Below are 24,157 nucleotides of genomic sequence, written 5' to 3'. Positions count from 1 at the left end.
TCGGGATAGACCTTCGTTAGTGGGATTGCAAGTGATCCCATATTAAATGCAAGGAGGTGTCTATCATGGCAAAAAAGGTTATTAAAATCGTGAAGCTTCAAGTTCAAGCTGCGAAAGCAAATCCAGCACCGCCGATCGGTCCAGCATTGGGTCAAGCAGGTGTGAACATCATGGCTTTCTGTAAAGAGTTTAACGCTCGTACTGCTGATCAAGTTGGTCTTATCATTCCGGTTGAAATCACAGTTTTCGAGGATCGTTCCTTTACATTCATCACAAAAACGCCTCCGGCTGCAGTTCTTCTTCGCGTCGTTGCTGGTATCGAAAAAGGATCCGGTGAACCAAACAAAAAGAAAGTTGCAACTGTGAAACGCGCTAAAGTTCGCGAAATCGCTGAACAAAAAATGCCTGACCTGAATGCTGCATCCGTTGAGGCTGCAATGCGTATGGTTGAAGGTACTGCTCGCAGCATGGGAATCGTCATCGAAGATTAATTCCGCAAGGAATGCGGCTATGTAAGCATGTGCTTACGAGGAAGTTTCTACGAAAACTCTTAAGCCGCTCGGTGGGAGGATTATCCGCTAATACCACTAAGGAGGATTTAGATTATGCCTAAACACGGTAAAAAATACCGCGAGGTATCTCAGCTTGTAGACGCTGAAACCTTGTATGATCCGTCAGAAGCAATCGAGCTTGTTAAGAAAACAGCTCCTGCTAAATTTGATGAAACTGTGGATATCGCAGTTCGTCTGGGTGTAGACCCAAGAAAACAAGATCAGGCTGTTCGTGGAGTCGTAGTACTTCCACACGGTACTGGTAAAACGAAACGTGTACTTGTATTTGCCAAAGGCGAGAAAGCGAAAGAAGCTGAAGCAGCTGGTGCAGATTTTGTTGGTGATGCTGATATGATCAACAAAATTCAACAAGGTTGGTTCGAATTTGACGTTTGCGTAGCTACTCCAGACATGATGAGCGAAGTTGGTAAACTGGGTCGTATCCTCGGGGGTAAAGGTTTAATGCCAAACCCTAAAGCAGGAACAGTTACTTTCGACGTTACTAAAGCTGTTCAGGAGATCAAAGCTGGTAAAATCGAATACCGTCTTGACAAAGCAGGACAAATCCATGCTCCACTTGGTAAAGTATCTTTCGATGCTGATAAGTTGAACGAAAACTTCAAAGCATTGGTTGATGCACTTGTAAGAGCGAAACCAGCAGCTGCTAAAGGTGTTTACCTTAAAAACATTGCTGTATCCTCGACAATGGGACCTAGTGTTCGTGTTAACCTGCAATCCTTTAGATAAGTAAAAGCTACCAGTTGACTTCGGTTGCTGGGCGTGATACTCTATCAAAGGTCATAAAAATGAATATGCAAACCGTAGACAGTAGGTGCCAATGTGCTTAATTTCCTACCGAGGTGTTATGATATATATAACGATTTCTTTGTACATCAGGGAAAAAGTGAACACATCATGCCTTCGTAGCGTCTACGAAGGCATTTCTTATTTATAGATAAGAAATGCTGATGCTCCTACTGTTTGCGATCTTGAAAGATAAATGCATAAGAAGTGAGGTGTACTATGGCAAACGCGAAAATTCTTGCAGAGAAAGAACAAGCTGTAGCTGAAGTAACTGAGAAGTTTAAAGCTAGCACTTGTACAATCGTAGCAGATTACCGTGGTTTGAACGTAGCTCAAGTAACTCAGCTGCGTAAGAGCTTACGTGAAGCTGGTATCGAATTTACAGTTCTTAAGAACTCCTTAGCAAGACGCGCAACGGCTAAAGCTGAACTAAGTGAGTTGGATGAGTTCTTAACAGGACCTACAGCTATTGCTTTCAGCAAAGACGATGTGATCTCTCCTGCTAAAATCTTAACTGAATTTGCTAAAAAGAATGATAAATTGAGCGTGAAAGCTGGCGTGGTCGAAGGCCGCGTAGTTGGATACGATCAAATCAAAGCACTTGCTGAACTTCCATCCAGAGATGGTCTTCTCTCCATGTTGCTTAGCGTTCTTCAAGCTCCAGTTCGTAACTTTGCACTTGCTGTTAAAGCAGTTGCTGAGAAAAAAGAAGCTGAAGGTCAAGCTTAATTTTGTTTTACAACAACAACCACAAAATATATGAATGATAATGGAGGTTTAACCATGAGTAACAATGCAACTATCCTAGAAGCAATCAAAGGCATGACAATCTTGGAACTAAACGATCTGGTTAAAGCAATTGAAGAAGAGTTTGGCGTAACAGCAGCAGCTCCAGTAGCAGCTGGCGGTGGCGCAGCAGTAGCAGTAGAAGAAGCACAAACTGAGTTTGATGTAATCTTGACTAGCGCAGGCGCATCCAAAATCAACGTAATTAAAGTAGTTCGTGAAATCACAGGTCTTGGCCTGAAAGAAGCGAAAGACTTGGTTGACGGAGCTCCTAAAGCAGTTAAAGAAAAAGTTGGACAAGAAGAAGCAGAAGCAGTTAAAGCTAAACTTACAGAAGCTGGTGCTTCCGTAGAAGTGAAGTAATTCTTTTTCTTAGAAAACCTCTTGAAGCTTAACTTCAAGAGGTTTTTTTAACCTAAGCTTTTACCCTTAGGAAAGCCTTGGGAACGCTCTTTGTTAGTTGATTTTCCTATAGGTAAAAATGAGGAGGGAATCTTAACGTGTCAGAGCATTATTATACGCAACGGCCCACAGTTAAGCGAGATGTCCATACAACGCAAGAAGAGCTGCGTGGTAAAACATTTACGTTCCTGACGGATGCGGGTGTCTTTTCGAAAAAAGGTGTCGATTATGGTAGTAAGCATTTAATAGAAACGATGCAATTGCGAGAGGATGCCAAAGTGCTCGATGTGGGTTGCGGCTACGGTCCTATTGGTCTAAGTGCAGCCGTGATGTGTCCGAAGGGGCACGTGACGATGGTCGACATCAATGAGAGGGCGATCGAACTTTCTGCTGATAATGCGCGGCGTAATGGGATCACGAATGTGACTATTCTTCAAAGTGATCTTCTGGAACAAGTAAAAGAGCAGCGTTTTGACGCTGTTCTAACCAATCCCCCGATTCGTGCAGGCAAGGAAGTTGTTCATCGTATCTTTGTGGATGCCTATGATTGCTTAGTTGACGGCGGCTCCATTTGGGTTGTTATCCAAAAAAAGCAGGGTGCCCCATCAGCCATGAAAAAGCTTGAGTCTCTGTACAGCGAAGTTGTCGAGGTATCCAAGGATAAAGGGTACAAAATTCTAAAAGCTACAAAGTAGTAATGAATCAATTCGAAGTGAAATGCAGTCTTATCTGCCAGTCGAGGGAATTTATTTGACTTGACTTTTTACATGTGGTATTATTAAAAAATGTCAGTATTAAGATGGGACACATGTCTTTAGTTAACAAAAATGTCAAGTCTTTTTTTCATCCGAGATGAATAAAATTTGAACCTGTAACGTATAATGTTTGAATTTTAGGAAACTCTAACAGGATGGAAAGAAATATTTGGAAAAGTCTTATTGATTACAGAGAAAAACCTTCATCCATACAGTCGCTTAATTCGGACGGGCTCCACTAACGGAGGCGTCCTGAGTGTACGTCGGTCGAAGTTTTTCTTCTTTCTTTTTATTTATTGAGTAGAGTTGAGGGGTGAATGAAAGTTGGCGGGACATCTTGTTCAATTTGGACGACGTAAACGCAGGACTTATGCACGAATTAATGAGGTGCTGGGCATTCCAAACCTGATTGAAATCCAGCAAAAATCGTATGAGTGGTTTTTGGAAGAGGGACTTCGCGAGATGTTTCAGGATATCTCTCCGATTCAGGATTTTACAGGTAACCTAGTACTGGAGTTTATTGACTATAGCTTAGGTGAGCCTAAGTATTCGGTTGATGAATCCAAAGAACGCGACGTAACCTATGCGGCGCCGTTAAGAGTCAAAGTCCGTTTGATTAATAAGGAAACCGGAGAGGTCAAAGAACAAGAAGTGTTCATGGGGGATTTCCCTATTATGACTGACACGGGAACGTTCATTATTAACGGTGCGGAGCGTGTAATCGTCTCCCAGCTCGTTCGTTCGCCCAGTGTTTATTATAGCACGAAAGTGGATAAAAACGGCAAAAAAACTTACACTGCAACCGTCATTCCGAACCGTGGAGCATGGTTGGAACTTGAGACTGATGCGAAAGATATCATCTATGTTCGTATTGATCGCACGCGTAAAATTCCGGTAACTGTCCTGCTTCGTTCTTTGGGTTTTGGTACAGATGCTGAGATTTTGGATTTGCTGGGTGATAATGAATACATCCGTAATACGCTCGATAAAGATAACACCGATTCTACGGAAAAGGCGTTAATCGAAATCTATGAGCGTCTTCGTCCGGGTGAACCTCCTACACTTGATAATGCAAGAAGTTTGATCGTTGCTCGTTTCTTTGATCCGAAGCGTTACGATTTGGCTAATGTAGGACGTTACAAAATTAACAAAAAACTTCACATCAAAAATAGATTATTTAATCAACGTTTGGCTGAAACTTTGGTGGACTCTGAAACTGGAGAAATCATTGCAGAAGCTGGACAATTGCTTGATCGTCGCGTATTGGACGAAATCCTTCCTTTTATTGAAAAAGGAGCAGGATATAAAGAGTTTACGATTCCTAAAGGTGTAACGGGTGCTGATACAATTCCTGTTCAGTGCATTAACGTGTACTCACCAAATGAAGAGGGCAAGGTCGTAAAAGTTATTTCTAACGGTGTTATTGATAAAACTGTCAAAAACATTACGCCTGCCGACATTATTTCATCCATTAACTATTTCATCAATTTGCTGCACGGTATCGGGAACACGGACGATATTGACCATCTAGGTAACCGTAGACTTCGTTCTGTTGGTGAATTGCTGCAAAATCAATTCCGTATTGGTCTTTCCCGTATGGAACGGGTTGTTCGTGAGCGTATGTCGATTCAAGACGCGAATGTCATTACACCACAAGCATTGATCAACATTCGTCCTGTTATCGCATCGATCAAAGAGTTCTTTGGCAGCTCACAGCTTTCTCAGTTTATGGACCAAACGAATCCGCTTGCTGAATTGACGCACAAAAGACGTCTGTCTGCACTCGGACCCGGCGGTTTGACGAGAGAGCGTGCAGGTATGGAAGTTCGTGACGTACATCACTCTCACTATGGCCGTATGTGTCCAATTGAGACGCCAGAGGGACCGAACATTGGTTTGATCAACTCCTTGTCTACGTTTGCCCGTATTAATGAGTATGGCTTCATTGAAGCTCCTTATCGTTGGGTGGATCCGAAGACGGGTCTTGTAACCGACCAAATCGCGTACCTGACAGCGGACGAAGAGGATAACTACGTTATCGCTCAAGCGAATGCGCAATTGACGGAAGATAATAAATTCGTTGAAGATGCAATTATCGTCCGTTATAAGGATGACAACTTAACACTTCCGGTTGAACGTGTCGATTACATGGACGTTTCTCCGAAGCAAGTTGTTTCCGTGGCAACGGCGTTAATTCCATTCCTTGAAAATGATGACTCCAACCGTGCGCTTATGGGTTCGAACATGCAGCGTCAAGCGGTTCCGCTTTTGATCCCGAAAGCACCTCTTGTAGGAACAGGTATGGAGCATAAGGTCGCTAAAGACTCAGGAGTATGTATTGTCTCCAAATTCGATGGAATTATTGAGAAAGCTGCTGCGAATGAAATTTGGCTGCGTCGCCAAGAAATGGTCGATGGTAAGCTGGTCAGTGGCAACATCGTCAAATATAAGCTCCACAAATTCATGCGTTCTAACCAAGGTACGTGCATCAATCAACGTCCGATTGTGAAAAAAGGCCAATTGGTTAAAACGGGCGATATATTGGCAGATGGACCGTCTACAGAGCAAGGTGAATTGGCACTTGGACGTAACGTTGTCGTTGCCTTTATGACTTGGGAAGGTTACAACTATGAAGATGCGATCTTGTTAAGCCAAAAGCTTGTGAAAGAAGATGTGTACACGTCCATTCACATTGAGGAATACGAGTCTGAAGCACGTGATACGAAGCTGGGACCTGAAGAAATTACGCGCGATATTCCGAACGTTGGGGAAGATGCACTCAAAAATCTTGACGAGCGCGGTATCATCCGTGTCGGTGCCGAAATCGGCGCAGGCGATATCCTAGTTGGTAAAGTAACACCTAAAGGTGTGACTGAACTGACTGCAGAAGAAAGATTGCTGCATGCGATCTTCGGTGAGAAGGCGCGTGAGGTTCGAGATACATCCCTTCGCGTACCGCATGGTACTGATGGTATTGTCGTAGACGTTAAAGTATTTACCCGCGAGAACGGCGATGAGCTGCCTCCAGGTGTGAACCAACTCGTTCGTGTCTATATCGCTCAAAAGCGGAAAATTTCCGAGGGCGATAAAATGGCTGGACGTCATGGTAACAAAGGGGTAGTAGCACGTATTCTCCCAGAAGAAGATATGCCTTTCCTTCCTGATGGCACACCTGTTGAAGTTGTATTGAATCCACTAGGGGTTCCTTCGCGGATGAACATCGGTCAAGTGCTTGAAGTTCACTTAGGTATGGCTTCCAAGTACCTGGGTATCCATGCTGCAACACCAGTATTCGATGGAGCGCGTGAGTATGATGTGTTCGATGCGATGGAAGAAGCCGGCATGCAGCGCAGTGGTAAAACGATTCTGTACGATGGTCGTACAGGGGAATCGTTTGAACGTGAAGTTACAGTTGGCGTCATGTACATGATTAAACTGGCGCACATGGTTGATGATAAAATCCATGCCCGTTCCACAGGACCTTATTCCCTTGTTACTCAGCAGCCGCTGGGTGGTAAAGCGCAGTTTGGTGGACAACGTTTCGGGGAGATGGAGGTATGGGCACTTGAGGCTTATGGAGCTGCCTATACATTGCAAGAAATTCTTACTGTTAAGTCCGATGACGTTGTGGGCCGTGTGAAAACATACGAGTCTATCGTTAAAGGCGAGAATGTTCCAGAACCAGGTGTTCCGGAATCTTTCAAAGTTTTGATCAAAGAGCTTCAAAGTCTAGGTATGGACGTCAAAATCCTTTCCGGTGATGAAGAAGAGATCGAAATGAGAGAAGCCGATGATGATGACGAAGTCACTAGCGATAAATTAAACTTAAATTTAGAGGGCTCTGAACTAGGAGTCAACGAATAATAACACCACAATAGATCGAGAACGATTCACTGCATAGTGGGTTTAAATTCTTAAAGGAGGGTTGCTCCTTGATGGACGTTAACAACTTCGAGTTTATGAAAATCGGCTTGGCATCACCCGATAAAATTCGCTCTTGGTCCCGTGGGGAAGTAAAGAAGCCGGAAACGATTAACTACAGAACCTTAAAGCCTGAGAAAGAAGGTCTTTTCTGCGAAAAGATCTTCGGACCAACGAAAGATTGGGAGTGTCATTGCGGTAAATACAAACGCGTTCGTTATAAAGGCGTCGTTTGTGACCGTTGTGGCGTTGAGGTAACGCGTCAGAAAGTACGTCGTGAACGTATGGGGCATATTGAGCTTGCTGCTCCTGTTTCTCACATTTGGTACTTCAAAGGCATTCCAAGCCGCATGGGGCTCGCGTTAGATATGTCTCCAAGATCTTTGGAGGAAATAATTTACTTCGCTTCCTATGTGGTAACAGATCCAGGAGATACGCCTTTGGAGAAGAAGCAGCTGCTTTCCGAGAAAGAATACCGCAGCTATCGCGAGAAGTACGGTTATGCTTTCCAAGCGGGTATGGGTGCTGAGGCAGTTAAGAAATTGCTGATCGACATCGATATCGAACGTGAAGTGGATACGCTCAAAGAAGAACTCAAAACAGCGCAAGGCCAACGCCGTAATCGTGCGATCAAGCGTTTGGAAGTTATGGAAGCTTTCCGTAATTCGAAGAATTTACCGGGTTGGATGATTTTGGATGTACTTCCTGTCATCCCGCCAGAGCTTCGTCCAATGGTACAGCTCGATGGTGGTCGCTTTGCGACATCTGACTTGAATGATTTATATCGCCGTGTTATCAACCGTAATAATCGTTTGAAAAGATTGCTCGACCTAGGCGCACCGGATATCATTGTTCAAAATGAGAAACGTATGCTGCAGGAAGCGGTTGATGCTCTAATTGATAACGGCCGTCGCGGGCGACCGGTAACAGGTCCTGGTAACCGCCCTTTGAAATCCCTCAGCCATATGTTGAAAGGTAAACAAGGTCGTTTCCGTCAAAACTTGCTCGGTAAGCGTGTTGATTACTCAGGTCGTTCCGTTATCGTCGTAGGACCTAACCTGAAGATGTACCAATGTGGTCTTCCGAAGGAAATGGCACTTGAGTTGTTCAAGCCTTTCGTTATGAAAGAGCTTGTGAATAAAGGTTTGGCTCACAACATCAAAAGTGCAAAACGTAAAGTTGAGCGCGTAAGTCCGGATGTTTGGGATGTACTAGAAGAAGTCATTAAGGAGCACCCGGTTCTTCTGAACCGTGCCCCTACGCTGCACAGACTTGGTATTCAAGCTTTTGAACCGATTCTGGTAGAAGGCCGCGCTATTAAACTTCATCCGCTCGTTTGTACAGCATACAACGCTGACTTTGACGGTGACCAAATGGCGGTTCACGTACCATTGTCTTCTGAAGCTCAAGCGGAAGCTCGCTTGCTCATGCTGGCATCAGGCAACATTTTGAATCCGAAGGACGGTAAGCCGGTTGTTACACCTTCACAGGATATGGTTCTGGGAAGTTTCTACTTAACAACGGATAACAAATTTGCTAAAGGTGCCGGTTCTATTATTAGAACAGTCCATGAAGCAGTTTCTTCCTACCAATCGGGAAAAATGGCCCTGCACGCTCGGGTTGCTATTCCTGCAAGAGCATTGAATAAAGTTAGTTTCACTGAGAAACAGCAAAACGCAATTTTGATCACGACGATCGGTAAAATCATTATGAATGAGATCTTCCCTAGTGATTTCCCATTCATTAATGAACCAACCAAAACGAACTTGCTGAATGGGATTCCAGATGCTCACTTTGTTTTCGAAAAAGGTGCAGATCTCAGAGCAATCATGCTTGATCGTGCAGAGAATAAAGCGGTAGGTAAAGAATATCTCGGCTCTATCATTGCTGAGTGTTTCCGTAAATACCATACAACTCAAACGTCGATGATTCTTGATAAAATTAAAGAACTTGGATTCACGTACTCAACAAAAGCGGGTATTACTGTAGCAGTCTCAGACGTTATTGTTCCTACTGAAAAAGAAGGAATCCTCAAAGACTGTGAAGAGAAAGTACGCGTAGTTACGAACCAATATCGTCGTGGTTTGATTACGGATGAAGAGCGTTATGACCGCGTTATTGCGATCTGGAGTAAAGCAAAGGATGAAATCACCGATATTCTGATGAAATCCCTAGATAAGTACAACTCCATTAGTATGATGGTTGAATCCAAAGCACGGGGTAATAAATCACAGATTACACAACTTGGCGGTATGCGTGGTTTGATGGCGAATCCATCCGGTAAAATTATGGAGTTGCCTATTAAATCAAACTTCCGTGAAGGTTTAACCATCTTGGAATACTTTATTTCCACGCACGGAGCGCGTAAAGGTCTTGCCGATACGGCGCTACGTACGGCTGACTCCGGTTACCTGACACGTCGTCTCGTTGACGTAGCACAAGATGTAATTGTTCGCGAAGATGATTGTGGAACAGATAAAGGCTTCATGGTTAGCAAAATTCAAGATGGTAAAGAGGTTATTGAAGATCTCTATGACCGTATTGAGGGACGTTATGCTTATGAAACCCTTCGTCATCCAAAAACAGGTGAGGTTATTGTTCAGCGCAATGAACTTATCGAATCGGGTATTGCAGATACAATTATTGAAGCAGGCATCGAGAGACTTCAAATTCGTTCAGTTCTTAGCTGCCGCACCAATCATGGTGTTTGTAAAAAATGTTATGGTCGTAACTTAGCTACTGGTCAATTTGTGGAGGTGGGTGAGGCAGTAGGTATTATTGCCGCTCAATCCATTGGTGAGCCAGGAACACAGTTAACGATGCGTACGTTCCATACCGGTGGTGTTGCCGGTGATGATATTACGCAAGGTTTGCCGCGTATTCAAGAGCTCTTCGAGGCTCGGAATCCGAAAGGGCAAGCGATCATTTCTGAAATTGATGGTACCGTGAAAGAAATCCGTGAAGCGAAGGACCGTCGTGAAATCGAAGTCCAAGGGGAAGCGGAATCCAAGGTTTATGCGGTTCCTTATGGATCACGTGTCCGTGTCTCACTGAATCAACAAGTCGAGGCTGGAGATGAGCTGACAGACGGGTCTATCGATCCGAAAGAAATGCTCCGCATCAAAGGTATCCGCGGCGTGCAGAACTACATTCTGCAAGAAGTTCAACGCGTATATCGTAACCAAGGGGTAGAAATTAACGATAAACATATTGAAGTTATGGTTCGTCAAATGTTACGGAAAATCCGTATCGTAGATGCTGGAGATACAACGCTTCTTCCAGGTTCCTTCGTAGACATTCATGAATATGAAGCTGCCAACAAAGTTGCCTTGTTCGCTGGTAATGAGCCTGCTGTTGCAAGACCTATCTTGCTCGGTATCACAAAAGCGTCCCTTGAGACAGATTCCTTCTTATCCGCAGCTTCTTTCCAAGAAACGACTCGTGTCTTGACAGATGCAGCGATTAAAGGCAAGGTTGACCAATTGCTTGGTCTTAAGGAGAACGTTATTATCGGTAAACTCATTCCTGCTGGTACAGGTATGCCTCGTTATCGGAACATTCGTATTACGAATCCTAACGAAGTGCTTGTAAAAGATGAGGATCTAGAAAAAGAAACTGTAGCTGTCGAATAATTTCCATATATAATCAAGAGGGATAGCCACTTTTTAATGAAGTGAGCTGTCCCTTTTGGTTTTAACGACGAATCTATTAGAATGATAATAAAGGTAGAAGTTATTTCTTGACACTCGAAGTTCAAAGTGCTAATATATCGTAGTGTGCCTAAGTTGATATTCTTTCCTTTCTTTGAAGGGGGTGCCTTATGTCTTATGATAAAGTCAAACAGGCGAAGAATATAAGTGTAGGTACAAAGAAAGTTACAAAAACAGTCGAACAAGGCAAGGCTATCGAAGTTTTTGTTTCCAAAGATGCAGATCCGCGATTGACGATAAATCTGGTAACTCTCTGTTCTCAAAAGGGTATACCTGTAACCTACGTAGATTCTATGAAGATGCTAGGTAAAGCATGTGGAATTGAAGTTGGAGCTGCGGTAGCAGCTGTTGTAAATGAATAAACGCTAAAGACGTTTTTGTTAGTGGGTATAACATGCGTGAGTTTCTTAGAACTTTTGCAAATATCCATGGCAAAGACTTTCTATTTGCTCATTTATGACTCGCCTGGATCTGTGGGCTTGCAAGAAGCACATCATGTTATGAATGTAGGGAGGAGGTGGCGATATGCCAACAATTAACCAACTAGTACGTAAAGGTCGTCAAGCGAAGGTGGATAAGTCTAAATCACCAGCTTTGCAAAAAGGTTTTAACGCTTTGAAAAGAGAAGCAACGGATTTGAGTGCACCTCAAAAACGTGGTGTCTGCACGCGTGTAGGTACTATGACTCCTAAGAAGCCTAACTCCGCACTTCGTAAATATGCACGTGTTCGTTTGACGAACCGCGTAGAGGTGACAGCTTACATTCCAGGTATCGGTCACAACCTGCAAGAACACAGCGTTGTATTGATCCGTGGAGGTAGAATTAAAGATCTTCCAGGGGTACGTTATCACATCGTGCGTGGAGCGCTGGATACTTCCGGAGTTAACAACCGTAAGCAATCCCGTTCCAAATACGGTACAAAACGTCCGAAAGTTAAAAAATAAGAGATAATAATCAGGGATGATTCTTATAAGAAAGGGGGATAACTATGCCTCGTAAAGGTCCAGTTACTCGCAGAGACGTATTGCCAGATCCAATTTATAATAGCAAACTTGTTACTCGTCTAATCAATCGTATTATGATTGATGGGAAAAGAGGGGTAGCACAGTCCATTCTATACAACGCTTTTAACCTCGTGAAAGATCGTACAGGTAAAGAGCCGATGGAAGTGTTCGAACAAGCAATCAAAAACATTATGCCAGTACTTGAAGTTAAAGCTCGCCGCGTAGGTGGAGCAAACTATCAAGTTCCAATCGAAGTAAAACCAGAGCGTCGTACGACACTTGGTTTGCGTTGGTTGGTCAACTACTCCCGTCTTCGCGGTGAGAAGACGATGGAAGAAAGATTGGCTTATGAAATTATTGATGCTAGCAACAGCACAGGTTCTTCCGTTAAGAAACGTGAAGATACACACAAAATGGCTGAAGCTAATAAAGCATTCGCTCACTATCGTTGGTAGAATACTATAACAATTAAGAAAGGAGACATAACGACCTATGGCTAGAGAGTTCTCCTTAAAAAACACACGTAATATCGGGATCATGGCTCATATCGATGCTGGTAAAACGACAACAACAGAGCGCATTCTGTACTACACAGGTAAAGTTCACAAAATCGGAGAAGTGCACGAAGGTGCAGCTACGATGGACTGGATGGAGCAAGAGCAAGAGCGCGGAATTACGATTACTTCCGCCGCTACAACTGCGCAATGGGAAGGTCACCGCATCAATATCATTGATACCCCGGGGCACGTTGACTTTACCGTTGAGGTAGAGCGTTCCCTTCGTGTGTTAGATGGAGCAGTTGGTGTATTTAGTGCGAAAGAGGGCGTTGAGCCTCAATCGGAAACAGTTTGGAGACAAGCTGATAAATACAACGTTCCGCGTATTGCTTATGTAAACAAAATGGATATCATCGGTGCAGATTTCTTGCAAGTTGTTGAATCTATGCGTCAAAAACTTGGTGCAAATGCAGTTGCTATTCAACTTCCGATCGGTGCTGAGAATGAGTTCAAAGGCATCATTGACTTGGTTGAAGAAGTTGCTTATATGTACAAAGACGATCTCGGTAAGGATATCGAGAAAATCGAAATCCCTGCTGAGTTCAAAGATAAAGTCGCAGAACTTCGTTTGGAGCTTGTAGAGAAAGTTGCTGAGCTTGATGAAGAGCTTACAATGAAATATCTTGAAGGCGAAGAAATTACTGTTGACGAAATCAAAGCAGCTCTGCGCAAAGGTGTCTGTGAAGTGAAAATCTTCCCAGTTATCGTAGGGTCTTCTTACAGAAACAAAGGTGTTCAATTGATGTTGGATGCAGTTATTAGTTACCTGCCATCCCCTCTTGATGTACCTGACATTAAAGGTGTACTTGACGATGGTACTGAAGTGGTTCGTAAGTCTGCTGACGATCAACCTTTCTCAGCGCTTGCATTTAAAATCATGACAGATCCTTTCGTTGGTCGTCTTACGTTCTTCCGTGTTTACTCTGGTACCTTGAACTCCGGTTCCTATGTTGTTAACGCGACTAAAGGGAAACGTGAGCGTGTTGGTCGTATCCTGCAAATGCATGCGAACAGCCGTCAAGAAATCAGCATTGTATACGCTGGTGACATCGCCGCGGCCGTTGGATTGAAAGATACAACGACAGGTGATACGCTTTGTGATGAGAAAAACCCAGTTATTCTTGAGAAAATGGTCTTTCCTGAACCGGTTATCCAGCTTGCTGTTGAGCCGAAAACGAAAGCGGATCAAGATAAAATGGGTATCGCATTGCAAAAACTTGCTGAGGAAGATCCTACTTTCCGCGCTTCTACAGATGAAGAAACAGGACAAACGATCATTGCTGGTATGGGTGAACTTCACCTTGAGATCCTCGTTGACCGTATGCTTCGTGAGTTCAAAGTAGAAACCAATGTAGGTAAACCGCAAGTAGCATACCGTGAAACGTTCCGTGCAGCAGCTAAAGTTGAAGGTAAATTCGTTCGTCAATCTGGTGGTCGTGGTCAATACGGACATTGTTGGGTTGAGTTCGAACCTCAAGAAGCTGGTACAGGTTTCGTATTCGAAAGCAAGGTAGTCGGCGGAGCTATTCCTAGAGAATATATCGCACCTATTCAAGCTGGTATCGAAGAATCCATGAAGAACGGTGTAATCGCAGGATTCCCGCTCGTGGATATCAAAGCTACTGTAGTTGATGGATCTTACCATGATGTTGACTCCAATGAAATGGCGTTCAAAATCGCGGGTTCCATGGCACTTAAAGCAGCTAAAGAAAAATGTAAACCGGTTCTTCTTGAACCAATCATGAAGGTTGAAGTAACTGTACCAGAAGAGTACATGGGCGATGTTATGGGTGACCTTAACTCCCGTCGTGGACGTATTGAAGGTATGGATAACCGTCATGGAGCACAAATCATCCGTGCTAAGGTGCCTTTGTCTGAAATGTTTGGATACTCCACAACACTTCGTTCAAGAACACAAGGCCGTGGTGTTTACTCCATGGAACTTTCGCATTATGAAGAAGTACCTAAGTCCATTGCAGAAGAAATTATTGCAAAAGGCAAAGGCGCTTAATATAAAACTAATAGTCACTCTAAGGAGGAATCGTTTAAAATGGCAAAGGCTAAATTTGAACGTAACAAACCGCATGTTAACATTGGTACTATCGGTCACGTCGATCATGGTAAAACAACTTTAACAGCTGCAATCACTACAGTATTGTCCAAAAGATATGGTGGAGCTGCAGTAGCATTCGACCAAATCGATAAAGCACCAGAAGAGCGCGAGCGCGGTATTACAATCTCCACAGCTCACGTTGAGTACGAAACACCTAACCGTCACTACGCACACGTTGACTGCCCTGGACATGCTGACTATGTTAAAAACATGATCACTGGTGCTGCTCAAATGGACGGAGCGATTCTGGTTGTATCCGCAGCTGACGGCCCTATGCCGCAAACTCGCGAGCACATCCTGCTTTCCCGTCAAGTTGGCGTACCTTACATCGTAGTATTCCTTAACAAATGTGATATGGTTGAAGACGAAGAGTTGCTTGAACTAGTTGAGATGGAAGTTCGCGACCTTCTTAACGAGTATGAATTCCCAGGCGATGATACTCCAATCATTCGCGGTGCAGCTCGTGAAGCTCTTCAAAACCCAGATGGTCCTTGGGCTGATAAAATCATCGAGTTGTTCGAGCAAGTTGATACTTATATCCCAACTCCAGAGCGTCAAACTGACAAGCCTTTCCTTATGCCAGTTGAGGATGTATTCTCAATCACTGGTCGTGGAACAGTTGCAACTGGTCGTGTTGAGCGTGGTACTGTTAAAGTACAAGAAGAAGTTGAAATCGTTGGTATCGCTGAAGAAACTCGTAAATGCATCGTAACTGGTGTAGAGATGTTCCGTAAATTGCTTGATTCCGCTCAAGCTGGTGACAACATTGGAGCATTGCTTCGTGGTGTAGACCGTAAAGATATCGAGCGCGGACAAGTTCTTGCGAAACCGGGTTCAGTTAAACCACACACGAACTTCACTGCTCAAATCTACGTTTTGACTAAAGAAGAGGGTGGCCGTCATAAGCCTTTCTTCACTGGTTACCGCCCACAGTTCTACTTCCGTACAACTGATGTAACGGGTATCATCTCCCTTCCAGAAGGTACTGAGATGGTTATGCCAGGTGATAACATCACAGTTACAGTTGAACTGATCAACCCAATCGCAATCGAAGAAGGAACACGCTTCGCGATTCGTGAAGGCGGACGTACAGTTGGTGCGGGCGCGGTTGCAACAATTCAAAAGTAATACTTATATATAGAAGAAACACTCATCGTTTAGGCGGTGAGTGTTTCTTTATGCATATGCCTAAAATATCACTTGCATTTAGTTTTCAAATTTTATATAATATAAAACGTTGGTCTGTGACGTTGCGATGATGCGAAAGGTTGCCGACACACCTGGCCCCTTTGCCATGGGGATGGTTGTTGGAGAATTTTCGCGGAGTATGTCCGATACTAAATTGGGCGATAGAAGGAGGGACTTATATGGCAAAGCAAAAAATTCGTATCCGTTTGAAAGCTTATGATCACAGAATTATTGATCAATCAGCTGAGAAAATCGTGGAAACTGCCAAGCGTTCCGGTGCAGGTGTATCCGGTCCGATTCCGCTTCCGACAGAGAAGCAAATCATCACGATTCTTCGTGCGGTACACAAGTACAAGGATTCGCGCGAGCAATTCGAAATGCGTACGCATAAGCGTCTAATCGATATTGTGAATCCAACACCACAAACAGTTGATGCTTTGATGCGTCTAGACTTACCGTCTGGCGTTGACATCGAGATCAAACTGTAAAACTACTATAGAATGAACGTTTAGGAAGGAAATGAGGTGTCAACGATGAAAGGTATCTTAGGAAAAAAACTTGGGATGACACAGTTGTTTACTCCGGAGGGTAATGTAGTTCCGGTAACTGTCATTCAAGCGGGACCATGTGTGGTACTGCAAAAGAAAGATGTGGATAACGACGGATATGAGTCAATCCAAATCGGTTTTGATGATGTTAAAGCTAGCAGAATCATTAAACCAGAGCTTGGCCATGCGAAAAAAGCAGGGGCAACGCCTAAGCGCTACGTTAAAGAAATTCGTGGCATTCAGTTGGGTGACTATGAAGTTGGTCAAGAACTGAAAGCAGATCTGTTTACAGAGGGCGAATTCGTTGATGTAACGGGTACTTCCAAAGGTAAAGGTTTCCAAGGTAATATCAAAAGACATAACCAATCCACAGGCCCGATGGCTCACGGATCACGTTATCACCGCGGACCAGGTTCCATGGGTTCCATTCAAGCAAACCGCGTTCCTAAAGGTAAGAAATTGCCAGGGCACATGGGTAACGAAACAGTAACTTTGCAAAACCTGCAAATCATTAAAGTAGATGCTGAGCGTAATGTATTGCTAGTTAAAGGCTCCATTCCGGGCCCTAAAAACAGCTACGTTAGCGTGAAGTCTGCTGTGAAAAAGTAAGAAAGGAGGAAGACAGATGCCAAAAGTAGCTTTATATAATGTAACAGGTGCTCAGGTAGGAGAAGTTGAACTGTCTGACGTTGTTTTCGGAATTGAGCCTCACGTTCACGCGATTCACGAAGCTGTTCTTTTGCAACAAGCAGCTGTGCGTCAAGGAACACACAAAACAAAAGGTCGTTCTGAAGTTCGCGGCGGTGGTCGTAAACCTTGGAAACAAAAAGGTACAGGTCGTGCGCGTCAAGGTAGTATTCGTGCTCCACAGTGGAAAGGCGGCGGTACCGTATTCGGACCAACACCTCGCAGCTATGGTTACAAATTACCAAGAAAAGTTCGTCGCTTAGCGATTAAGTCCGCATTGTCCTCGAAGCTTATCGATAACAATTTGATCGTATTGGATCAACTTCAATTGAATGCTCCTAAGACCAAAGACTTCGTAGCAATTTTGAACAACCTGAAAGTAGATCGTAAAGTATTGGTTGTAGGCGTTGCTAACGACTCTAACGTTGCTTTATCTGCTCGTAATATCCCAGGTGTGAAATTTGTTGCTGCTGATGGTGTTAATGTTCTGGATGTCATGCTTTATGACAAATTGATCATTACGCAAGAAGCTGTACAGAAAGTTGAGGAGGTGCTTGCACAATGAAAAACCCACGCGACATTATCAAGCGCCCGATCATCACTGAGCGTACAAGCGACCTAATGGCTAACAAAAAGTATGTTTTCGAAGTGGATCTTCGCGCTAACAAAACAGAAATTAAACAAGCTATTGAAGCTATTTTCAAAGTAAAAGTTACAAATGTAAACACACTGAGAATGCCAGCTAAGCCTAAACGTTATGGCAAACACTCCGGTTACACTTCCATCTGGAAGAAAGCTATTGTGTCCCTAAGCGCAGAAAGCAAAGAATTGGAATTCTTTGAATCGGTATAACCCATTTCTTAAAGTAAGGAGGAAATCAGAGTGCCAATTAAAAAATATAAACCAACCTCACCAGCTCGACGTGCGATGTCGGTTTCTACTTTTGAAGAAATCACTACATCAACACCAGAGAAATCATTGCTTGCTCCTCTGTTCAAGCATGCTGGTCGTAACAACCAAGGTAAAATTACGGTTCGTCACCATGGTGGTGGACACAAGCGTAAATACCGGATTATCGATTTCAAACGTACTAAAGATGGAATACCAGGACGCGTTGCTACAGTTGAGTACGATCCTAACCGTTCCGCGAACATCGCATTGATTCATTATGCTGATGGCGAGAAAAAATACATCATCGCCCCAAAAGGTCTTAAAGTGGACGATCGTATCGTATCCGGACCACAAGCAGATATCAAAGTAGGTAACGCTCTTCCATTGGAGAACATTCCAGTTGGTACAGTTATCCACAACATCGAGTTGAAGCCTGGTAAAGGTGCACAACTAGTGCGTGCAGCCGGTACGGAAGCTCAACTTCTTGGTAAAGAAGAAACTTACGTAACAATTCGCCTTTCATCTGGTGAAGTTCGTAAAGTCCTTAAAGTTTGCCGCGCAACAATCGGTTCTGTTGGTAACGAAGATCACGAACTCGTGAAAATCGGTAAAGCAGGACGTAATCGTTGGAAAGGCAATCGTCCACAAGTTCGAGGGGTTGTAATGAACCCGAATGATCACCCACACGGTGGTGGTGAAGGACGCGCACCAATCGGACGTAAATCACCAATGTCTCCATGGGGTAAACCGACGCTTGGTTTCAAAACTCGTAAAAAAGGTAAAGCATCCGATAAATACATTGTACGTCGCCGTACGAAGTAATCACGATAAAATGAATCGAATAAATGTTTCAATTTATCTAGGATATATGAATTCTCTTGAGGTTCAAGGAAGGGAGGAACACCCATGGGTCGCAGCTTAAAGAAAGGTCCATTTATTGATGGATACTTACTGAAAAAAGTAGAAGACTTGAACACTTCCAGCAAAAAACTGGTTATCAAAACGTGGTCCCGTCGTTCTACGATTTACCCGCAATTCGTTGGTCACACTTTCGGAGTGTATGATGGAAGAAAACACGTGCCTGTTTATGTTACGGAAGATATGGTTGGACATAAGCTTGGTGAATTTGCTCCAACACGTACTTACAAAGGTCACGACGACGATAAGAAAACAGGAAAACGTTAATTTCATTTTTAACCGAGAGGAGGTACTACCATGCAAGCTAAAGCAATATTGAACCACGCTCGGATTGCTCCTCGTAAAGCAAAGCTAGTTGTTGACTTGATTCGGGGAAAAGCGGTAGGTGAAGCGATTGCGATTCTGCGTCACACACCTAAAGCAGCTTCTCCAATTCTGGAGAAACTATTGAATTCCGCAATTGCCAATGCAGAGCATAACTATTCATTAGATCCTAATAAGCTAGTGGTTTCTGAAACGTTTGTTAACCAAGGACCGACAATGAAAAGGTTCCAACAACGTGCAATGGGCCGCGCTAGCGCGATCAAAAAACGTACCAGCCACATCACAATCGTGGTATCTGAAAAATAAGGAGGGATAACGTGTGGGTCAGAAAGTAAACCCGGTAGGCCTTAGAATTGGTATTATTCGTGATTGGGAGTCCAAATGGTTCGCAGAGAAAGATTTCGGAACTCTGTTGCTTGAAGACGTCAAAATCCGCGAATACTTAAAAAATAAACTTAAAGATTCTGCAGTTTCCCACATCGACATCGAGCGCGCGGCTAACCGTGTGAACGTTACGATTCATACTGCAAAACCAGGAATGGTTATTGGTAAAGGCGGAGCTGAAGTTGAAGTTATTCGCAACTACATCGCTGGCATGTCCAATAAAAAAGTTCACATCAACATTTCTGAAATTAAAAGCCCTGACCTTGATGCAATCCTAGTAGCAGAAGCAATTGCACTTCAATTGGAACGTCGTGTTTCTTTCCGTCGTGCGATGAAACAAGCTATGCAAAGAACAATGAGATCTGGTGCTAAAGGTATCAAAGTAGCAACTAGCGGACGTCTTGGCGGTGCTGAGATTGCTCGTACGGAAGGATATAGCGAAGGAACAGTTCCACTTCATACGCTTCGTGCGGATATCGACTATGGTACTGCTGAAGCAGCCACTACTTATGGCCGTATTGGCGTAAAAGTATGGATTTATCGTGGAGAAGTGCTTCCGACAGCTAAGAAAAAGGCTCAGCCGGAAGGAGGAAATTAAATCATGTTAGTACCTAAACGTGTAAAACACCGTAAAGAACACCGCGGTAACATGAAAGGTCGCGCTAAAGGCGGAACGGAAATTGCTTTTGGCGAATATGGTCTGCAAGCATTAGAACCGGCTTGGGTATCCAACCGTCAAATCGAAGCAGCTCGTATTGCCATGACACGTTATATCAAACGTGGCGGTAAAGTTTGGATTAAAATCTTCCCAGCTAAACCAGTTACACAAAAACCGCTTGAAGTTCGTATGGGTAGTGGTAAAGGTAACGTGGAGAAATGGGTTTCCGTAGTAAAACCGGGTAAAATTTTGTTTGAACTTGCTGGTGTAAGTGAAGAGGTCGCTCGTGAAGCGATGCGTCTTGCTGCTCACAAGCTTCCAATCAAAACGAAGTTCGTGAAAAGAGAAGAAGTAGGCGGTGAAGCAAATGAAGGGTAGTGAATTCCGGAACTTAACCACTGCTGAAATTGAGCAAAAAGTTAATGGTTTTAAAGAAGAACTCTTTAACCTCCGTTTTCAACTAGCTACTGGTCAATTGGACAATCCGACTCAAATTCGTGATTTACGTAAAGAGATCGCTCGTGCCAAGACTATTTTGCGTGAAAGAGAATTGGGGATTGGGTAACCAAATCTAGAAGGGAGGGTTCCTTAGATGGCTGAACGCAACGATCGTAAAGTGCAGGTCGGTAAAGTTGTCAGTGATAAAATGGATAAAACCATTGTTGTTGCTGTTGAAACTTACAAAAAACATGATCTCTATCACAAGAGAATCAAATATACGAAAAAGTTTAAAGCTCATGATGAAAACAACCAAGCTAAAATTGGTGACACTGTGAAAATCAGTGAAACTAGACCGTTATCCAAAGACAAGAGCTGGAGATTGGTTGAAATTATTGAAGTTGCAGTTGTTATCTAACAATCTAGACATGAACCCCGAAAGGAGGGAATACGATGATTCAACCATTTACTCGTTTGGCTGTCGCTGACAACTCAGGTGCTAAACAATTGATGTGTATCCGTGTTTTGGGTGGTACTGGTCGTCGCGTTGGTCACATTGGTGATTTGATCGTCTGTTCAGTAAAAGAAGCAACACCAGGTGGCGTTGTCAAAAAAGGTGACGTTGTTAAAGCAGTTATCGTTCGTACGAAGAGCGGCGCTCGTCGTAAAGACGGATCATATATCTCATTTGATGAGAATGCGGCTGTTATCGTGAAAGAAGATAAAAGTCCACGTGGTACACGTATCTTTGGACCAGTTGCACGCGAACTTCGTGACAGAGACTTCATGAAGATCGTATCCTTGGCTCCAGAAGTTATCTAAGAACAGTTACGATGTTTGTTTTCCTAACGGGAAACCTCAGGAGGTGTAGAAGCTAATGCCAAGATTAAAAAAGAGATTAGAATCTCATAACAATAAATTGCACGTGAAAAAGGACGATACGGTTTTTGTGATCACTGGTAAAGACAAAGGGAAGAAGGGCCGCGTAATCGCTGCTTATCCTCGTCAAAACCGTGTACTTGTAGAAGGTGTAAACATGGTTAAGAAACATGCGAAACCATCTCAACAAAACCCACAAGGCGGTATCTTGAATCAAGAAGCTGCAATCCACGTTTCTAACGTGATGCTGATTGATCCTAAGAGCGGCAAACCTACTCGCGTAGGATACAAAGTATTGGATAACGGAACGAAAGTTCGTATCGCGAAAAAATCCGGCGAAGTTATCGACTAATACAAACAAGCATGGAAAGGAGGCAAATGAGTCATGGCAGTAAGAATGAAAGATCGTTATTTGAACGAAATTACTCCAGCGTTAATTCAAAAGTTTAACTACACAACAGTGATGCAAGTTCCTAAAGTCGAGAAAATCGTTATCAACATGGGTGTTGGTGAGGCTGTATCGAACTCCAAAGTACTTGACACTGCAGTAGAAGATCTTCAAAAAATATCTGGTCAAAAACCAGTTGTAACAAAATCCAAAAAAGCTATCGCGGGTTTCAAACTCCGTGAAAATATGCCGATCGGCGTGAAAGTAACTCTTCGCGGCGAGCGCATGTATCATTTCTTGGATAAACTCTTCAACGTATCACTTCCACGTGTACGTGACTTCCGTGGTATTTCCAACAAGGCTTTTGACGGCCGTGGAAACTATACACTTGGTCTGAAAGAGCAACTCATTTTCCCAGAAATTGAGTATGACAAAGTTGATAAAGTTCGTGGTATGGATATTGTTATCGTTACAACGGCTAAGTCCGACGAGGAAGCTCGCGAGCTTTTAACACAACTCGGAGCGCCTTTCGTAAAATAGGTTACCAGTCGTACCTATCAGGAGGTGTTATATTAAGTGGCAAAAACTTCGATGAAAGTCAAACAGCAACGTACCCCGAAGTTTAAAGTGCAAGCATACACACGTTGTGAGCGCTGCGGACGTCCGCATTCAGTGCTTCGCAAGTTCAAAATTTGTCGGATTTGTTTCCGCGAATTAGCACACAAAGGTCAGATTCCAGGCGTGAAAAAAGCAAGCTGGTAATCACCCTATTTTCGGGAAGGAGGTTTACACAAATGGTCATGTCAGATCCAATTGCAGATATGCTAACTCGCATTCGTAATGCGAATATCGTACGTCATGAAACAGTTGAAATTCCTGCATCTAAAGTGAAAAGGGAAATCGCTGAAATCCTTAAAAAAGAAGGATTTATCCGTGACGCTGAATACGTAGAAGATAGCAAACAAGGTATCATTCGTTTGTTCCTGAAATACGGTTCAAACAATGAGCGTGTTATCTCCGGTTTGAAAAGAATTAGCAAACCAGGTCTACGCGTTTACACTAAATCACAAGAAATCCCTCGTGTACTGGGCGGATTAGGGATTGCCATCATCTCCACATCTAAAGGAGTTATGACGGATAAAGATGCTCGTCAATCCAAAGCTGGCGGAGAGGTTATCTGCTACGTTTGGTAATACAATTGTAATTGAATGGAGGTGCAAACATGTCTCGTATTGGTCGTAAGCCAATCACCATTCCAAGTGGTGTAAATGTAACACTAGACAATACTCAAATCACGGTTAAAGGCCCTAAAGGTTCTTTGTCCCGTGAACTTCATAAAGATATGAAAGTAAATGTTCTAGAAAACGAGATTTCCGTTGAGCGTCCTTCCGATAACAAGCTCCATCGTTCCCTGCATGGTACAACACGTAGTGTTGTTGCCAACATGGTAAGTGGCGTAACGGAAGGCTTCACGAAATCTTTGGATCTAGTAGGCGTAGGTTACCGTGCAAACAAAAGCGGAGACAAATTAGTTCTCAACGTGGGTTACTCCCATCCTGTTGAAATCAACCCTGAAAATGGTATCGAATTCGATGTTCCAACGAACACGAAGATTATCGTTAAAGGTATTGATAAAGAATTAGTTGGCGCTATGGCAGCTAAAGTTCGTTCCGTACGTGAGCCAGAACCGTATAAAGGTAAAGGTATCAAGTATGAAGGCGAGCGCATTCTTCGTAAAGAAGGTAAAGCTGGTAAGAAGAAGTAAGATCGATAGATCGCGGGTAATAGCTAAGAGTTTTCGCAAGAAAACTTGCTACGTAAGCATAAGCCTCGCATCATAAGATGATGAAAGGAGTGTAAGTATAGATGATTACTAAAGGCGATAAAAACAAAGCACGTTTGAAAAGACACCTTCGCGTTCGTAAGAAAATCGAAGGTACAACAGTTCGTCCGCGCTTAAACATTTTCCGTTCTTCCAAGCACATGTATGCTCAACTTATCGATGATACAACTGGTGTTACAATCGTTGCTGCATCGACACAAGATAAAGAGTTGAAAAGTGATATCGGTAACGGCGGTAACGTTGAAGCTGCTCGTAAAGTTGGCGCATTAATCGCTCAACGCGCGAAAGAAAAAGGTTTGGACAAAGTGGTATTTGACCGTGGTGGCTACCTTTATCATGGACGCGTTCAAGCATTAGCTGACGCAGCTCGTGAAGCTGGACTTGAATTCTAGGCAAAACATATATAA

General features: G+C 43.4%; 30 protein-coding genes and 1 other annotated feature. All 30 genes read left to right on the top strand.

Annotated features, from left to right (window positions below):
• The first annotated feature begins 65 nt into the window (after positions 1-65).
• The 30 genes from rplK to rplR all read left to right on the top strand — a co-directional run bounded on the left by rplK (position 66) and on the right by rplR (position 24,142).
• Positions 66-491 carry a 50S ribosomal protein L11 gene (gene rplK / locus BLT91_RS26365; RefSeq protein ID WP_028557508.1) on the top strand — a complete coding sequence of 142 codons (426 nt, stop codon included), beginning with the start codon at positions 66-68 and terminating at the stop codon, positions 489-491.
• 114 nt (positions 492-605) lie between these two features.
• Entirely contained in the window at positions 606-1,298 is a 693-nt protein-coding gene (gene rplA, locus BLT91_RS26360) for a 50S ribosomal protein L1 (protein ID WP_090826722.1), read from the top strand.
• A 54-nt stretch (positions 1,299-1,352) separates the two neighbouring features.
• Positions 1,353-1,507, top strand: a sequence feature (ribosomal protein L10 leader region).
• A 67-nt stretch (positions 1,508-1,574) separates the two neighbouring features.
• Positions 1,575-2,084: a 50S ribosomal protein L10 gene (gene rplJ, locus BLT91_RS26355; protein WP_090826720.1), complete on the top strand. Its 510-nt coding sequence runs from the start codon at positions 1,575-1,577 to the stop codon at positions 2,082-2,084.
• 54 nt (positions 2,085-2,138) lie between these two features.
• A complete protein-coding gene (rplL, locus tag BLT91_RS26350) occupies positions 2,139-2,504 on the top strand; it encodes a 50S ribosomal protein L7/L12 (protein WP_090826719.1) in 366 nt (121 codons plus the stop codon).
• A 137-nt stretch (positions 2,505-2,641) separates the two neighbouring features.
• Positions 2,642-3,238, top strand: a complete 597-nt coding sequence (locus tag BLT91_RS26345; RefSeq protein ID WP_090826717.1) for a class I SAM-dependent methyltransferase — start codon at positions 2,642-2,644, stop codon at positions 3,236-3,238.
• Positions 3,239-3,622: 384 nt separating this feature from the next.
• Complete coding sequence (gene rpoB, locus BLT91_RS26340) at positions 3,623-7,162, top strand: DNA-directed RNA polymerase subunit beta (protein WP_090826715.1); 3,540 nt, start codon at positions 3,623-3,625, stop codon at positions 7,160-7,162.
• A 68-nt stretch (positions 7,163-7,230) separates the two neighbouring features.
• A complete protein-coding gene (gene rpoC, locus BLT91_RS26335) occupies positions 7,231-10,851 on the top strand; it encodes a DNA-directed RNA polymerase subunit beta' (RefSeq protein WP_090826714.1) in 3,621 nt (1,206 codons plus the stop codon).
• 188 nt (positions 10,852-11,039) lie between these two features.
• Positions 11,040-11,291 (top strand): ribosomal L7Ae/L30e/S12e/Gadd45 family protein, encoded by a 252-nt coding sequence (locus BLT91_RS26330; protein ID WP_090826712.1) that lies wholly within the window; start codon positions 11,040-11,042, stop codon positions 11,289-11,291.
• Between the two features lie 163 nt (positions 11,292-11,454).
• Positions 11,455-11,874, top strand: a complete 420-nt coding sequence (gene rpsL / locus BLT91_RS26325) for a 30S ribosomal protein S12 (RefSeq protein WP_028557500.1) — start codon at positions 11,455-11,457, stop codon at positions 11,872-11,874.
• A gap of 44 nt (positions 11,875-11,918) precedes the next feature.
• On the top strand, positions 11,919-12,389 hold the full coding sequence (gene rpsG, locus BLT91_RS26320) for a 30S ribosomal protein S7 (protein WP_090826710.1): 471 nt from the start codon (positions 11,919-11,921) through the stop codon (positions 12,387-12,389).
• A gap of 37 nt (positions 12,390-12,426) precedes the next feature.
• Positions 12,427-14,502: an elongation factor G gene (gene fusA / locus BLT91_RS26315; RefSeq protein ID WP_090826709.1), complete on the top strand. Its 2,076-nt coding sequence runs from the start codon at positions 12,427-12,429 to the stop codon at positions 14,500-14,502.
• Between the two features lie 39 nt (positions 14,503-14,541).
• Positions 14,542-15,732 (top strand): elongation factor Tu, encoded by a 1,191-nt coding sequence (tuf, locus tag BLT91_RS26310; RefSeq protein ID WP_028557497.1) that lies wholly within the window; start codon positions 14,542-14,544, stop codon positions 15,730-15,732.
• A 239-nt stretch (positions 15,733-15,971) separates the two neighbouring features.
• Positions 15,972-16,280 (top strand): 30S ribosomal protein S10, encoded by a 309-nt coding sequence (gene rpsJ / locus BLT91_RS26305; RefSeq protein ID WP_028557496.1) that lies wholly within the window; start codon positions 15,972-15,974, stop codon positions 16,278-16,280.
• A 45-nt stretch (positions 16,281-16,325) separates the two neighbouring features.
• Entirely contained in the window at positions 16,326-16,949 is a 624-nt protein-coding gene (rplC, locus tag BLT91_RS26300; RefSeq protein WP_029196463.1) for a 50S ribosomal protein L3, read from the top strand.
• 16 nt (positions 16,950-16,965) lie between these two features.
• Positions 16,966-17,592 carry a 50S ribosomal protein L4 gene (gene rplD / locus BLT91_RS26295; protein WP_090826707.1) on the top strand — a complete coding sequence of 209 codons (627 nt, stop codon included), beginning with the start codon at positions 16,966-16,968 and terminating at the stop codon, positions 17,590-17,592.
• Entirely contained in the window at positions 17,589-17,879 is a 291-nt protein-coding gene (gene rplW / locus BLT91_RS26290; protein WP_028557493.1) for a 50S ribosomal protein L23, read from the top strand. Before rplD ends, rplW begins: the two co-directional genes overlap by 4 nt.
• A gap of 30 nt (positions 17,880-17,909) precedes the next feature.
• Positions 17,910-18,740, top strand: coding sequence for a 50S ribosomal protein L2 (gene rplB / locus BLT91_RS26285; RefSeq protein ID WP_028557492.1), 831 nt, complete (start codon positions 17,910-17,912; stop codon positions 18,738-18,740).
• 84 nt (positions 18,741-18,824) lie between these two features.
• Positions 18,825-19,103 (top strand): 30S ribosomal protein S19, encoded by a 279-nt coding sequence (gene rpsS / locus BLT91_RS26280; RefSeq protein ID WP_029196461.1) that lies wholly within the window; start codon positions 18,825-18,827, stop codon positions 19,101-19,103.
• Positions 19,104-19,133: 30 nt separating this feature from the next.
• Positions 19,134-19,466: a 50S ribosomal protein L22 gene (gene rplV / locus BLT91_RS26275; RefSeq protein WP_028557490.1), complete on the top strand. Its 333-nt coding sequence runs from the start codon at positions 19,134-19,136 to the stop codon at positions 19,464-19,466.
• A gap of 13 nt (positions 19,467-19,479) precedes the next feature.
• The gene (gene rpsC, locus BLT91_RS26270) at positions 19,480-20,142 is read left to right on the top strand and encodes a 30S ribosomal protein S3 (protein WP_090826705.1); all 663 of its coding nucleotides are present in this window, start codon (positions 19,480-19,482) and stop codon (positions 20,140-20,142) included.
• 3 nt (positions 20,143-20,145) lie between these two features.
• The gene (gene rplP, locus BLT91_RS26265) at positions 20,146-20,580 is read left to right on the top strand and encodes a 50S ribosomal protein L16 (protein ID WP_090826703.1); all 435 of its coding nucleotides are present in this window, start codon (positions 20,146-20,148) and stop codon (positions 20,578-20,580) included.
• On the top strand, positions 20,570-20,767 hold the full coding sequence (gene rpmC, locus BLT91_RS26260) for a 50S ribosomal protein L29 (protein ID WP_028557487.1): 198 nt from the start codon (positions 20,570-20,572) through the stop codon (positions 20,765-20,767). Before rplP ends, rpmC begins: the two co-directional genes overlap by 11 nt.
• Before the next feature lie 27 nt (positions 20,768-20,794).
• Positions 20,795-21,058, top strand: coding sequence for a 30S ribosomal protein S17 (gene rpsQ / locus BLT91_RS26255; RefSeq protein ID WP_090826701.1), 264 nt, complete (start codon positions 20,795-20,797; stop codon positions 21,056-21,058).
• Between the two features lie 35 nt (positions 21,059-21,093).
• Positions 21,094-21,462: a 50S ribosomal protein L14 gene (rplN, locus tag BLT91_RS26250; protein WP_028557485.1), complete on the top strand. Its 369-nt coding sequence runs from the start codon at positions 21,094-21,096 to the stop codon at positions 21,460-21,462.
• A gap of 55 nt (positions 21,463-21,517) precedes the next feature.
• Complete coding sequence (gene rplX / locus BLT91_RS26245) at positions 21,518-21,871, top strand: 50S ribosomal protein L24 (RefSeq protein WP_079418006.1); 354 nt, start codon at positions 21,518-21,520, stop codon at positions 21,869-21,871.
• Positions 21,872-21,904: 33 nt separating this feature from the next.
• A complete protein-coding gene (gene rplE, locus BLT91_RS26240) occupies positions 21,905-22,447 on the top strand; it encodes a 50S ribosomal protein L5 (protein WP_090826699.1) in 543 nt (180 codons plus the stop codon).
• Between the two features lie 36 nt (positions 22,448-22,483).
• The gene (locus BLT91_RS26235) at positions 22,484-22,669 is read left to right on the top strand and encodes a type Z 30S ribosomal protein S14 (RefSeq protein WP_029196455.1); all 186 of its coding nucleotides are present in this window, start codon (positions 22,484-22,486) and stop codon (positions 22,667-22,669) included.
• Positions 22,670-22,701: 32 nt separating this feature from the next.
• Complete coding sequence (rpsH, locus tag BLT91_RS26230) at positions 22,702-23,100, top strand: 30S ribosomal protein S8 (protein ID WP_029196454.1); 399 nt, start codon at positions 22,702-22,704, stop codon at positions 23,098-23,100.
• Between the two features lie 29 nt (positions 23,101-23,129).
• Positions 23,130-23,672 (top strand): 50S ribosomal protein L6, encoded by a 543-nt coding sequence (gene rplF, locus BLT91_RS26225; protein ID WP_029196453.1) that lies wholly within the window; start codon positions 23,130-23,132, stop codon positions 23,670-23,672.
• Positions 23,673-23,773: 101 nt separating this feature from the next.
• A complete protein-coding gene (rplR, locus tag BLT91_RS26220; RefSeq protein WP_090826697.1) occupies positions 23,774-24,142 on the top strand; it encodes a 50S ribosomal protein L18 in 369 nt (122 codons plus the stop codon).
• The last annotated feature ends 15 nt before the right edge of the window (positions 24,143-24,157 follow it).

The organism is Paenibacillus sp. yr247 (assembly GCF_900103825.1).
Classification (GTDB): Bacteria; Bacillota; Bacilli; order Paenibacillales; family NBRC-103111; genus Paenibacillus_E.
Note: the sequence above shows the minus strand (reverse complement) of the source record. Positions and strands in the feature narration are given on the sequence as shown.

Coding starts and splice junctions, on each gene's coding strand:
- rplK (WP_028557508.1), top strand. CDS start 66: ATGGCAAAAAAGGTTATTAAAATCGTGAAGCTTCAAGTTCAAGCTGCG.
- rplA (WP_090826722.1), top strand. CDS start 606: ATGCCTAAACACGGTAAAAAATACCGCGAGGTATCTCAGCTTGTAGAC.
- rplJ (WP_090826720.1), top strand. CDS start 1,575: ATGGCAAACGCGAAAATTCTTGCAGAGAAAGAACAAGCTGTAGCTGAA.
- rplL (WP_090826719.1), top strand. CDS start 2,139: ATGAGTAACAATGCAACTATCCTAGAAGCAATCAAAGGCATGACAATC.
- BLT91_RS26330 (WP_090826712.1), top strand. CDS start 11,040: ATGTCTTATGATAAAGTCAAACAGGCGAAGAATATAAGTGTAGGTACA.
- rpsL (WP_028557500.1), top strand. CDS start 11,455: ATGCCAACAATTAACCAACTAGTACGTAAAGGTCGTCAAGCGAAGGTG.
- rpsG (WP_090826710.1), top strand. CDS start 11,919: ATGCCTCGTAAAGGTCCAGTTACTCGCAGAGACGTATTGCCAGATCCA.
- fusA (WP_090826709.1), top strand. CDS start 12,427: ATGGCTAGAGAGTTCTCCTTAAAAAACACACGTAATATCGGGATCATG.
- tuf (WP_028557497.1), top strand. CDS start 14,542: ATGGCAAAGGCTAAATTTGAACGTAACAAACCGCATGTTAACATTGGT.
- rpsJ (WP_028557496.1), top strand. CDS start 15,972: ATGGCAAAGCAAAAAATTCGTATCCGTTTGAAAGCTTATGATCACAGA.
- rplC (WP_029196463.1), top strand. CDS start 16,326: ATGAAAGGTATCTTAGGAAAAAAACTTGGGATGACACAGTTGTTTACT.
- rplD (WP_090826707.1), top strand. CDS start 16,966: ATGCCAAAAGTAGCTTTATATAATGTAACAGGTGCTCAGGTAGGAGAA.
- rplW (WP_028557493.1), top strand. CDS start 17,589: ATGAAAAACCCACGCGACATTATCAAGCGCCCGATCATCACTGAGCGT.
- rpsS (WP_029196461.1), top strand. CDS start 18,825: ATGGGTCGCAGCTTAAAGAAAGGTCCATTTATTGATGGATACTTACTG.
- rplV (WP_028557490.1), top strand. CDS start 19,134: ATGCAAGCTAAAGCAATATTGAACCACGCTCGGATTGCTCCTCGTAAA.
- rplP (WP_090826703.1), top strand. CDS start 20,146: ATGTTAGTACCTAAACGTGTAAAACACCGTAAAGAACACCGCGGTAAC.
- rpmC (WP_028557487.1), top strand. CDS start 20,570: ATGAAGGGTAGTGAATTCCGGAACTTAACCACTGCTGAAATTGAGCAA.
- rpsQ (WP_090826701.1), top strand. CDS start 20,795: ATGGCTGAACGCAACGATCGTAAAGTGCAGGTCGGTAAAGTTGTCAGT.
- rplN (WP_028557485.1), top strand. CDS start 21,094: ATGATTCAACCATTTACTCGTTTGGCTGTCGCTGACAACTCAGGTGCT.
- rplX (WP_079418006.1), top strand. CDS start 21,518: ATGCCAAGATTAAAAAAGAGATTAGAATCTCATAACAATAAATTGCAC.
- rplE (WP_090826699.1), top strand. CDS start 21,905: ATGGCAGTAAGAATGAAAGATCGTTATTTGAACGAAATTACTCCAGCG.
- rpsH (WP_029196454.1), top strand. CDS start 22,702: ATGGTCATGTCAGATCCAATTGCAGATATGCTAACTCGCATTCGTAAT.
- rplF (WP_029196453.1), top strand. CDS start 23,130: ATGTCTCGTATTGGTCGTAAGCCAATCACCATTCCAAGTGGTGTAAAT.
- rplR (WP_090826697.1), top strand. CDS start 23,774: ATGATTACTAAAGGCGATAAAAACAAAGCACGTTTGAAAAGACACCTT.